Annotated in this window: 9 protein-coding genes; 3 read left to right on the top strand and 6 right to left on the bottom strand. The window is 45.0% G+C overall.

The window, feature by feature from the left end:
* Positions 1-32 precede the first annotated feature (32 nt).
* The gene (locus tag AB4329_RS18435) at positions 33-662 is read right to left on the bottom strand and encodes a TetR/AcrR family transcriptional regulator (protein WP_017065403.1); all 630 of its coding nucleotides are present in this window, start codon (positions 660-662) and stop codon (positions 33-35) included.
* Between the two features lie 766 nt (positions 663-1,428).
* Here AB4329_RS18435 and AB4329_RS18430 point away from each other — a divergent pair.
* Both AB4329_RS18430 and AB4329_RS18425 read left to right on the top strand, forming a co-directional pair.
* Positions 1,429-2,736 (top strand): TolC family outer membrane protein, encoded by a 1,308-nt coding sequence (locus AB4329_RS18430; RefSeq protein ID WP_017095900.1) that lies wholly within the window; start codon positions 1,429-1,431, stop codon positions 2,734-2,736.
* Entirely contained in the window at positions 2,736-3,347 is a 612-nt protein-coding gene (locus AB4329_RS18425) for an OmpA family protein (RefSeq protein WP_017060388.1), read from the top strand. The genes AB4329_RS18430 and AB4329_RS18425 overlap by 1 nt, the downstream gene beginning before the upstream one ends.
* Before the next feature lie 220 nt (positions 3,348-3,567).
* Here AB4329_RS18425 and nhaA read toward each other — a convergent pair whose 3' ends face one another.
* The 5 genes from nhaA to AB4329_RS18400 form a co-directional block, all read right to left on the bottom strand.
* The gene (nhaA, locus tag AB4329_RS18420; RefSeq protein WP_372074202.1) at positions 3,568-4,731 is read right to left on the bottom strand and encodes a Na+/H+ antiporter NhaA; all 1,164 of its coding nucleotides are present in this window, start codon (positions 4,729-4,731) and stop codon (positions 3,568-3,570) included.
* A gap of 275 nt (positions 4,732-5,006) precedes the next feature.
* Positions 5,007-6,155 carry a lipocalin-like domain-containing protein gene (locus AB4329_RS18415; protein WP_017068753.1) on the bottom strand — a complete coding sequence of 383 codons (1,149 nt, stop codon included), beginning with the start codon at positions 6,153-6,155 and terminating at the stop codon, positions 5,007-5,009.
* Positions 6,145-8,598 (bottom strand): ABC transporter permease, encoded by a 2,454-nt coding sequence (locus AB4329_RS18410; RefSeq protein WP_137001714.1) that lies wholly within the window; start codon positions 8,596-8,598, stop codon positions 6,145-6,147. The genes AB4329_RS18415 and AB4329_RS18410 overlap by 11 nt, the downstream gene beginning before the upstream one ends.
* Positions 8,579-9,250, bottom strand: a complete 672-nt coding sequence (locus tag AB4329_RS18405) for an ABC transporter ATP-binding protein (protein WP_017060385.1) — start codon at positions 9,248-9,250, stop codon at positions 8,579-8,581. Before AB4329_RS18405 ends, AB4329_RS18410 begins: the two co-directional genes overlap by 20 nt.
* A 122-nt stretch (positions 9,251-9,372) precedes the next feature.
* On the bottom strand, positions 9,373-10,746 hold the full coding sequence (locus tag AB4329_RS18400; protein ID WP_017060384.1) for an MATE family efflux transporter: 1,374 nt from the start codon (positions 10,744-10,746) through the stop codon (positions 9,373-9,375).
* A gap of 98 nt (positions 10,747-10,844) precedes the next feature.
* Between AB4329_RS18400 and AB4329_RS18395 the strand changes: the two genes are divergently transcribed.
* The gene (locus AB4329_RS18395; protein WP_372138980.1) at positions 10,845-12,305 is read left to right on the top strand and encodes a DUF2867 domain-containing protein; all 1,461 of its coding nucleotides are present in this window, start codon (positions 10,845-10,847) and stop codon (positions 12,303-12,305) included.
* The last annotated feature ends 41 nt before the right edge of the window (positions 12,306-12,346 follow it).

Genomic DNA, 12,346 nt, shown 5'->3' with positions numbered 1-12,346 from the left:
TATTGGTTGTGAATGTTTCGCTTTTTATTGTTTTATTCTTCTGCTGACATGCCTGCGGCTAAATATGGAATAAGAATATCGACCACTGCCTTAGCATCTATCTTTCTGTCATAGTCATTCTCTGCAATTTCTACCAGAGCCTGACTTGATGCCATGGTGAATACACAAGTCCCTAGGGTGAAGTGTAATCGCCAAAATAACTGTTCTTGAGTGAGGTTCGGATTCGCCTTCATTACTGACGTTGTAAACAAAGAAAGTACTTCGCTATAACGGGTAGTAATGAACCAACGCAAGTGTCCTTGCACATCTGTATAGCCTCTGCCGATAAGTAACATGAACCGGCTTGTACCATTTGGCCTAACATCATTAAGTGCTCTTAGTGGCTGTCTCAGAGACTCAAACACGTCACTCATAGAATACGTTTCGTTCAAGTTTAAGTTCACTAATGCATCTTGCAGTGCTGGCATAAATGCTTCTAAGTAACGATTGAGTACCGCACGAACCAGAGTCTTCTTATCGCCAAAGTGATAGTTCACTGAAGCTAAGTTGACATTCGCTTTACTCGTAATCGTGCGTAAAGAGGTGTCATTAAAACCGTGCTCAGCAAATAAGCCTTCAGCCACATCTAAGATTTTGTCTTTGGTTGTACTTCTTGGTGCCATTTCAATCACTCGTATTAAACAACTGTTTGAAATATACGCTTAGTACATTTATTTAACAAGCAAGCAACATCACATTTTCACAAATTGGTCGTACCAGTTAATAAAACTCAGCACTAACCGATTGAATCGCTGTATGTTTACAAAAAAAGAAAAAAATAATGAATTTTCTTGGAACTGAAATGGAAATGGTGGGTCATAAATTATATAGAAAACAGCGTATTTAGAAGTTTAACAGGCCGTCAAACTTGTTCTTCTCACTGCTTTCTTAATTACTGCATTTTCCTTATTAACTCCTATACTTGTATCCGCCCAAACCACGTTGGTTTGGGCTTTTTTTTTGTTTGTTGTTTGGGACGAGAGTGAGCCTTACTTACCCCTCTTCACAGCTACAGCTACAACTACAAACTAAACAGCGCGATCGATTCTTTTTATATTGTCATTTTTTACTAAAAATCGAACTACCATGCTTGGCACATTGTTATCACTGGAACTCGTATTTCAAACAACCTACTAGCCAACGTTTACCTATCTGAGTCCAAACCTAATACTACGTTTCCTCTATTTACGGTGCATCCATTCGAAGCTTGCCACTTGCTACTATTGGTAAATTAATCAATAAGGATAGAGACTTACATTCGAAATAAAGCCAACAAACTTAGCAATTTCTTGCAGATGTCCTAAGCTTCGTTTAATACCCTTTTCAATTAAGTAGTTAAACGCTTGTTGGGAAGCGGCGGGAGCTTTTAAAAGTAGAAGGAGACCTACTTTGAGACTGTTGAAATTACCTATTATGTGTTGCTTAGTTATTGCAGCTCCACTATCTGCTCAAACTTTAGAACAGGCCGTAGCCATTACCTTGGCTACAAACCCTGAGATAAAGAGTATCTTTAATGAGTTTGTGAGTGTACGGAAACGAAATGACGCCGCAGGTGGTGCTTATAGACCTAGTATCGACCTGGATGCTGGTATTGGTTACGAAGGCATAAACCCTGCACCAAATAACGGCCCCGATACCGATCTCACAAGAAAGGAAGCGACGATTTCCCTCACTCAGTTGCTGTGGGATGGTTCATCGACTCTCAATGATATTGATCGTACTGCCGCAGAAGCAGAATCGGTTCGTTTGCAATTGCTCGCGGATGCCGAAGACAAAGCGCTGGAGGTAACACAAATCTATCTAGATGCAGTCAAAGCAACTGAAGTTTTAGCCCTTTCGGAAAGTAACCTCGCTATCCACAAGAAAATCTATAAAGACATCAAAAAGCGTGCAGTCTCAGGCATAGGCTCAACCGCAGATGTATCTCAGGTAGAAGCAAGGATTGCAAAAGCTCACGGCAACTTATTAGCCGCACAGAACAACCTAATTGATACCCACACCCAATTTAGAAGAATAGTGGGTCAAGAACCGCTTGGCTTAGTCTACCCAAGAGCCGATATTTCTATGATTCCTCTGTCATTATCAGACGCGCTTGTTGATGCTCTGGACCAACACCCAGTCATCAAAGTCGCGACTGCAGATGTCGATTCAGCGCACTTCCAGTACAAACAATCAAAAGGGGTTAACTACCCGACGTTCTCTATCGAGGCATCTCAATCATGGCGAGATGATGCTGGAGGCGATGAAGGTTCGAGCCAAGAGACTTTGGCAATGTTGAGAATGCGATACAACCTCTACAACGGTGGTACCGATAGTGCTAATTCAGAAGCTGCAGCTTACCAACTCAATAAAGCAAAAGATCTAAGAGATCGTGCTTATCGACAAGTTGAAGAAGGCCTTCGCCTCTCTTGGAGTGCATTGGATCTGACGTTACAACAAAAGAACTTCTTGTCTGATCACGTGGATTCGGCGTCAGAAACCGTTATCGCTTATGAGAAACAATATCGAATCGGCAAACGTACGCTACTTGATCTGCTTAACACTGAAAACGAATTGTTTGAAGCCCGCAAAGATTACTTAGATGCGCATTACTCTGAACAGTACGCTAAATACCGTGTAATGAACGCGACAGGCTCTCTATTGAACGCTCTACTGGTCGACATTCCAGACGAGTGGACAACGGCAGTGGAGTATTAATGATGAAGAGACCTTATTTATTACTTTCCGCATTAACGATAACGCTATGTGCATGCTCTAGCCAAAATGAAGAGCCCTACATAGAAACGCCAGAAGCGGAGCAAATTTCAGACCTGCAAGACGATGATAACGATGGTGTGGTCAATGCACGAGACACCTGTCCTGGCACACCAGAGTCGTCTCTGGTAGACAACGAAGGCTGTGGAGAGACGGTTAGCTCGCAAGAAGTCAGACGGCTGAACATCCTTTTCGCCAATGACTCCTATGAAGTTAACCCTATCTTCTCAGATCAAATCACCACTATGGCTGAGTTCTTAGAAACCTACCAAAGTGCATCGATAGAGATTCAAGGTTACGCCAGTAAAGTCGGCGCGAGTCAATACAACTTAGAGCTATCAAAGAAACGCGCTCACCACGTTGAAGATGAACTGTTGTCGAATGGTATCGACCCGAGCCGAGTAAGAGTTGTTGGTTACGGTGAAAACCGCTTAGAGAGCGATGGCAACGATGCTACGTCTCATGCACTGAACCGCCGAGTAACAGCCACAGTTGTCGGACTAAGCGAACAGATCGTCGAGGAGTGGACCATATTTACCACGCTTGAAAAGTAGCGTGACATTGTCACTGTGGATCTAGATGTGACATAGAGCGAGTGTCGAACAACAGCAGCTTAGTTATAAGATCAATAAAGCCGTGATAGGGTTGCCCATCACGGCTTTTTTGTTCTTTGTCGTCACATGAGTCGAGGGAGACTCTGTGACTCTTCTTGCTACTCAGAAGTTGACTTGTTACTCAGTGAGTAGGCTCCCTATTAAGCGAGCCGACTACCGATTATAGTTTTACTTCTTGATGCTTAGTTTTCGGTAGAGAAATACTTAGCAGGAAGTAACCTAAGATAGCTGCAGTCGTTGAGCCCATCAGGATACCTAATCGAGCAAGCGTATCAAACTCTACATTCGTTGGGCCAAATGCTAGTGATGAAATAAAGATAGACATTGTAAAACCAATACCACACAGGACAGATACTGCGAAGATGTTCATAAAGTTCACACCTTCAGGGAGCTTAGCAACACCCAATTTCACCGCACCCCAGCTGAATGCAAAGATACCAAGAGGCTTACCAATCAATAGACCCATAGCGATACCAAGCGGTAGCATACCTGTTAGGCTTGAGATTGAGATACCTTCCAATGAAATACCTGCGTTTGCAAAAGCAAAGACTGGCAAGATTGCAAAAGCGACGTATGGGTGCAGAGCATGTTCTAGATGCTTCAGCGGAGAATGTTCACCTTTATTGCCTTTCAGTGGGATAGCAAAACCAATCACTACACCAGCCAGCGTTGCATGAACACCAGACTTCAATACTGCAAACCACAGAATTGCACCAACAATGAGATACACACTCAGCTTAGTTACATGCTTGTTGTTTAGCATGAACAGCACACCAGTTGCGATGAAACCAACCGTTAACGCAAGCGTTGATAGGTCGCCTGAGTAGAACAGTGCAATGATAACAACAACGCCAAGGTCATCGATAATTGCTAAAGCCAATAGGAACACCTTCAAGCTAACCGGTACACGGTTACCAAGAAGAGCCATAATACCCAATGCGAATGCGATATCAGTCGCTGCTGGGATAGCCCAACCTTGAAGCGCTTCAGGGTTACTTGAATTAAATAGCACGTAAATAAGTGCAGGAGCTAGCATACCACCCACAGCTGCGATAGCTGGGAAGATTGCTGTCTCTTTAGACTTTAATGCGCCTTCTAAAAGTTCGCGCTTAACTTCTAAGCCGATTAGAAGGAAGAAGACAGCCATTAAGCCATCGTTAATCCAGTGAGACACAGACATACCAAGAACGTAACTGTGAAGTACACCTTGGTACATTTCGTTCAGTGGTGAGTTTGCTACAAACATTGCGATCGCCGCAGCGATGACTAGTATGATGCCGCCAGCAGATTCCATTTTAAAGAAGTCACGGATGACGTCGGTCATGATTTCGCCCTTATATTTATTATTTAAATAAACGAATAACAAAGAATAACCACGAGTTTATATCCAAGTTTAATTGATAGATAATCACTTCTTCGGATGTTTAACTTCGGTTTTTCCTACAAATACTAAACAATACGTCGTATATTCCATAATGTTGTTATGCACCATGAATTAAGTATAGATGAGATCATCGAACCTGTATGCACAATTCATTGGGGGACGCTAAAAGGCGCAGGCATAAAAAAAGGCTATCAAATTATAGCCTTAGGTGTTTTTTAGTAGCCAGTTAACTGCATAAAGCCTGTCGCTTCATGACTCCCGCTCGCCTTAATCGGCCCTTCCCAATATGGTATGACAAATGGAAGCCACATATCCCTGCGTATAATACGCGTTGTGAGGTTAATATCATGCTTAGGGACGTTAATGATCCACTGCAAAGGCATCCGTCTTCCATTCATCAACGTTGTATTTTGCAATGGTTGAATGGAAATGTCGGATTCCGTTAATTGGTAAACTTTGCCTGAGCGCGTTGCTAATGTCCCGAATATGTAAGGCAACTGTTGGTTATGACGATAGCGGTTAATGCTCAGCGCTGTGCCGTCATCGAGGTTAAATACAAACCAATCCCAACCTTGTTGGCCCACTCCAAGTAAGCCACTGCCCCACTCTTTATGTACCCACGCAGTTCCTTCCACTTCCTTGGTAACGCCGTCTAGGTTCAACACACCACTCAACGATAAAAATGGAGCGCTGAAGTTATAAGACGCGACAGGTAATAAGTCGTGCTTTTTCTGATAACCGTTATCGCCGTTGAGCACATAGGGCCCTTTTGCAATGGTGTCGAGTTCAAGTCCAAACGTGTCTGTTTGCACTTGAAGGCGTCCTGGGAATGGGGTGTTGCCGAGTGCACGCCAGTTCCAGTTATCAATCCAAAGCCTGAATGGACGATTAGTCATTCCCGCTTGGCCAATGCCGCCACGAGCCATGCGCTGTTCTTTCCATACTTTGGACTTAGAAGAGACCACTACATTTGAGATATAGACTTGAGGGCTTTGCCACCCTGGTGTTTCACGTTCGTCCGTTGCGATACGGAAAAAGCTCCACTGGACCGAATAGTCTTTACCATCATCACCTTTCAAAGATGCAAAGTAATGCCACCACTCGTGCTGAAACTCTGGGTGGAACTTAAAATCTTGTGGTAGCGAAACATTACGGTCTGGCAAAACAGGTTCGAACACATTGAAGTGTTCATTAACCAATATTGAGTTAACTTCATTCACGCCCTTTTCACCAGGATCGATGAAATAGGAGTAATAACCCCAAACACTTAAAAAGATGCCGAAGAAACTGATTAATAGCAGAGAAGACAGAATTCGTTGTCTTAACTTAGTTGAAGTATTCCGTAAAAACATACTAAAGCGCATCCCTCAGTGACTTCATCGGAGTGTTCCGAATCATTCTCATCACTGGTAAAGCACCAGCTAGCATCAATGCTGCCATGGCCCATGCAAATGTCTGCAAATAGTCCCAAGGAATCACTTGTAACTCAAGTGACCACCCAAAAGACTGCTTTATCACGATATCAACAATTAGGCTCGCTAGCGCTAATCCGAGCGGAATCGCAATTAAGGAGGAAATAAGCCCAAACACAAACAACTGCAAACTACCTGTCAGGATCAGTTCTTTCGCCGAGACACCCAAACAGCGCTGCAAGGAAATATGCCTTTGGCGAGACACTTCTCCCGCAACCGTCGCAAAGAAAATACCGAAGACGGCGATAACCAAGGTGATGTTACCTAATGTATCTGCAATCGCGAACGTCCTATCGAACACCCGCATCGCTTGACTGTGGATGTTGTTGTTATCGAAAACGCGCTCGGAGCCAAGCCTGAATACGCTTTCTAATCGGCTGCGAAGCCCTAATGAATTCACATCGTCTTTGAGTATTACCCCAAGGCCGACATTACCCCGCCCTGCAAAGCCATACAGCCAGTTTCGATGCGACATCATGACTTGATGGTAAGGATTACCGTAATCGTAATAAACACCGACAACCTGCCAACCAGAGCCGAGACTATCATAGAGGTCAATGTAGTCGCCAGGGCGAATCCCCAGCTTGAGAGACATCGATTCACTGATCAACACGCCTTTAGAGTGATGTAAGTGATACCAGTAATTCGGAATACCTAATTTGATCGTCAGCGCTTCTAGCTCACCTTCAGAAGGCCCCGTACTGACCACCTGAATACTACCGACTGGAGACGCCACATCTTTCTCCCAACGCCACCAAACCGAATCCACTTCAGGTTGGTCGGATAACCAATTACTCATACGAGCAGCGGCATTGTTGGTTGGGTAGATATACAGATCGGCAGCCAAACGCTGTGTTAGCCATTTATCAGTGGTATCTCTAAAGCTACCGACCATGGTTTCTACACCAATATTGGCTGTTAAGGCTAACATAAACGCCATCGTCGCCACGCCACGGTAGCTCATACTGGAAGCTGCATCAGCAAAGAACCAGCGAGCACGAACCCAGCGCAACGAATAAGAGAGGCTGTTAAATAACTTCCACATCAAAAACGGGGTAAATAGCGCCACACTGATCAGCATTAGCGCGATAATCGCAAAACCCGTTTCTTGAGTCTGAGGGGCTTGATACACAGCAACAGCAGCAACCAAGAAGCCACAGCCAATCAACGCTTGCCAAGTGAACTCGGTACCCGCAAAACGCATCAAAGACAAACGAGAAGACAGACGAATCGGTTGAGACTTAAGTAAACGAACCAGTGGCCACGCACACGCTAAGAAAGCACCAATCAATGCCATCAGTAAGCTGTAACCACTCCAACGCCAATTCCAGTCGATCGTTAAGCCGACGTTAGCGTCGTATAAATCGCCCAAGCTTGAAGATACGGCAGGTAACAATTGGTTTGCTAGCATCACGCCAAATACATTGCCGCAGATCCAGCTCAGTAAAACCAATAGCAGTAACTCTAAACAGAGCGCTTTAGTCAGTTGCCAACCAGACACACCCGTTTGTCTTAAAATCCCGACTAACGGTTGACGCTGAATAAAAGAAAGCGACATTGCTTGATAGAAAATGAACAAGCCAACCACAAACGACAGCATACCCATCGCTTTTAGGTTTAAGTGGAACGCACTGGTCAGCGACTCAAGCTCTGCCTTAGAGCTACGAGAGATCGTCAAACCATTAGGTAACATATTTTTAAGACGTTCAAACTTCTCAGTGGGCATGTCTGAACAAGCAATCACTGAAAGCCCAGCACTGCGTTTAAGCATTCGGAGCAAGGAGATATCCGCAATCAACCTTGTACCATTAATCATATTATTTTGATCAACAACCACAGGACCAAGTTCAGAACCATCCATCAAAGGGATGTAATCACCGTTGTGCCATTCCATGTGTTCAGCAAGATCATCACTGACAAGGATTGGATATGGTGGCTTCATGAGGTTCAAAGCGGTGAGATCTTTTAACGCTATACCAGGTTGTAGCTGAAGCATAGAAACAGGATCTATACCGACAACCATGAAGTTTGCGCCATTTTCATCAGTGATACGATGGTGATCAAGAGGAGAACACTGTTGAAAACCTTCACGGCGAAGTTGGATATAAAAGCCTTGCGGGATTTTATTGGCGTTGTGTTTTGGTCGAATACGGTAAGGAAGAGGATTCGAAAAGAGTTTTTCGCCATGCGCATAGCTTTGCTTGGCGTGTTGGTTGATAGCAGTAACACCAACCAAAAGTGATACGCCGAGGGTTAAACCAAGCCATACCAAAATAATCTGCAGTGGGTAACGTCGATAGTGACCGAGTAGTGCCTTAACTACGGGCCATAACATGCAGTTGCCCTCCTTGCAGACGGATCCTACCATCCATATGCAGAGCTACTTTTTCACTGTGTGTTACCAACAGCAACGTACATTCTAATTGACGAGCCAAAGAGGTCAGCAAACGCATTACCGCTTCTGCATTACGCTCATCTAAACTACCGGTCGGCTCATCGGCCAGCAATATTTTTGGTTCCATATACAGCGCACGCGCAATGGCCGCACGTTGTTGTTGGCCACCAGACGCTTCTTCAGGGTAACGGCCAAGTAAAGGCATAAGATCTAAAGCAGAGAGAATCTGTCTCCAGAGACCTTTGTCTTCAGGTAAGCCTTTTAACTGGCGGCAAAAACGGATGTTATCGGCAATATTTAACGTTGGCAGTAAGTTGAATTGCTGAAAAATATGGCCAATGTTGTTTCTGCGATAAGCGGTGCGGTCACGCTCGGTTGAGTCGTGCATATTGAAGTGAGGAAAAGCGATTTCACCTGAGTCCGCTAGGTCTAAGCCCGCGATAAGATTCAGTAAAGTACTTTTACCTGAACCGCTTTCTCCCATTAATGCCAGCTGGTCACCTTGGTTTAATGTTAATTCAGCACCTTGCAAAACAGGGTGAAACTCCCCCCCATCGACATAGCCTTTACATAGGTCTGACAGCTTTAACATTAAACAGCTCGCATTAGTTAGAATTTGGAAGGAGAATCTACACTAATTCCCTGTTAGGAGGAAGTATTTTGAAAGATAGATCACACGCCAACGATAAAGTGATGCGATTGGTGCGCCCTACTTCAACTTCCTATCAAGTTTTTAATCCATTTTCTTGTTTTCATGCGATAGAGCGACCCGCCCCACTTGAGGACTTCTTCCGTTAGGAAAAGCAGATATACCCACTCAGGTGGAAACTTAAAATAGATAGCCGCGATGGCTGCCAATGGGATACCGATCACCCACTGAGCAATCAAATCTTGATAGAGGCAGAACTTCACATCACCACCCGCTCTCAACACCCCAACGATCACAGTCAATGGCACCGAGCGAATGACAATACCCACACAGAGGATCAGAATGAACTTCTCTGAGAGGGCTCTGGTTTCTTCCGTCAGTGCGCTAAAGGCATTAAGTATTGGCGTTTGAACGAAATAGAGAAAAACGGCTACAACAATACTAGTTAAGAAACACAAAATTGTTAAGCCAAGCGCTTGATAGTAAACCGCTTCATTGTTTTTCGCACCAAGTTGATTACCCACCAAAACAGCTGCCGCATTCGAAAGGCCAATCAATAAACTCAATGAGATAGATTCAACCGGCGTCATGACCGATAGCGCAGCCAGACCTTGAACGCCCGATTGCCCCATGATCGCGTGGTAAGCAAACAAACCACCCGCCCATGCTAAGAAGTTAAACGTGGTCGGCAGAGACAGCTTCAAGAAGCGAACCACCTTATCAATCGAAGCTGCCGCTTTAATATCGCAAAACTTAAATGCTAATAAATGCTTAGAGAAATAGAGATAACCAAACAAAGTCGCGACTTCAATCGCGCCACTCAGTACCGTCGCAATCGCCGCACCTTTGATTCCAAGCGCAGGAAAGCCTAAGTTACCGAAGATCAGCACCCAGTTTAAGAACACGTTAGACAGGATGCCGATACCGCTGAAAAATGTACTTAGCCCGGGTTTGTGCATCGCTCTCAAACCCACAGCCATACTGCTGACACACGATACCGCTAGCATGCTAAATGACGTAATTACGATGTATTCAACGCCTAAGTTGATGACCTCTTGAGAGTCGGTCGTCACGCCCATGATTTGTGCAGGAAATGAAACGAAAAACGCGATAGTCAGTAAAGCAAACAGTGTCGACACCAGCCACGTCAGCGCAGTGCTTTCTCTCACACCTTGTCTATTACCCGCGCCCCAATATTGAGCAGTAAGAAGAGCACCGCCCGTGGTAACACCCACCAGCATAATGGTCGTCACGAACATCGCTCGGCTCGCCACACCCACAGCTGCGATGTCTGCTTCGCCAAGTTGACCCAACATCAATACATCCACCAAGCCTCGGCTTGAAAACATAATGCTCTGCAAGGTGATGGGCAGTGCAATCGCAATAAGCCTGCGAACAAAATCACCTCGTGTGTGATGAATAATTGAAGAGAGCAACATAGAGAGATACCTAAACGGAACGTATTGATGAATAAAGATAAATATCGCGCTATTATATCAATGTTCGGTTTTTAACCACAGATATAAATGGAGTAACAATGAAGAAAGTACTGGTTTTAGGGGCTTCTGGATATGTTGGTTCGCAACTCCTCCCTCTCCTGCTTGAGCAAGGCTATCAAGTCACGGCAGCAGCAAGGCATATCGACTATTTAAAGGCACGGACCGAGCCTCACGAAAGCTTATCGCTTGAGTATCTTGATCTGGCCGATCAAGCTGCGACACAAGCCTTAGTCCCCGACTTTGATCTTATCTTCTTTCTCGTCCATGGCATGGCAGAAGGCCACGACTTTATCGATTATGAGCTGAACTTAGCCCGTAACTTTGTTTCTGCTCTTGGGCCAAAGAATCAACACGTCATCTACCTGAGTTCTTTACAGCCTCAGACTGGTGATTCAGAGCACCTTCAAGCGAGAAAGAAAACCGGCGAACTGCTTCGTAAAGGGCCTGTACCCGTTACCGAACTTCAAGCTGGCGTGATCATTGGCCCAGGATCTGCGGCATTCGAGATCATGCGAGATTTCGTGTACAACTTGCCGATTATGATTGCGCCAAAATGGGTTGACTCTAAAGCCAACCCGATTGCTTTGCAGAACCTGAACCACTATTTACTAAAACTCGCACAAGACACGCCTAGCGAAAGCCAAACCTTTGAGGTTGGCGGGCCGGATATTGTCTCTTACCGAAACCAATTTGCTCATATTGCCAAAACTGCCGATCGTCCACTCAGGCTATGGGCGACATCGCTACTGACACCAAAGATTGCTTCATATTGGTTAGGCGTGGTGACTTCTGTACCGTCTAACATAGGTAGAGCACTACTTGCAGGCTTAAAGCACGACTTCATCGCCAGTTCGACCATCATTAGAGAAAAGTACCCTCAGAAGCTTATCTCATTCGAAAATATGGTTGAACAAGCCATTCACGCTGAAGGAAACTTTGTCAAAAGCAATGTATGGGGCTTTGATAAAACCGCATTCAAACGCTGGCAAGCTGGGTATGGCTATTACCCGAAGAAAACAGGCGCAAGTATCACCTCAAGCGCTTCATTGGAATCGCTTTGGCATGTTGCTCAGCAAATCGGAAGCCCGAAGCAAGGTTACTTCTTTGCTAACACTTTATGGCGCACACGCGAATGGTTGGATGTTCTTTTCGGTGGCGGTGTACCGGTTCGACAAATGCCAGAAGGGCCCAACCTAAAAGTCGGTGACAAAATCGATTCATGGAAGGTCATTCGCTGTGAAGAGAATCAGTTTTTATCTCTGCTTTTCGGTATGAAAGGCCCCGGTTTAGGGCGACTCGAGATTACTGTCTCTGACCACGGTGACTCTCGCGAGCTGAATATCTCGGCTTGGTGGCATCCAAAGGGGTTTCTAGGGTTACTGTATTGGTTTGCTATGATGCCAGCCCACCTGTTTATTTTTAAAGGCATGGTAAAGGCGATTGAGAAGCAGGCACAAGAGCAGATGCGAGATTCGAGTGTCGAGATGCGAAAAGATTAAAAGCAGATACGGGATTCGAGTAGCGGGATGCCAAAAGACTA

This window comes from Vibrio sp. 10N.261.54.A5, from assembly GCF_041471145.1.
In the GTDB taxonomy this organism is placed as follows: domain Bacteria; phylum Pseudomonadota; class Gammaproteobacteria; order Enterobacterales; family Vibrionaceae; genus Vibrio; species Vibrio crassostreae_C.
This window is presented reverse-complemented; position numbering and strand designations above follow the sequence as displayed.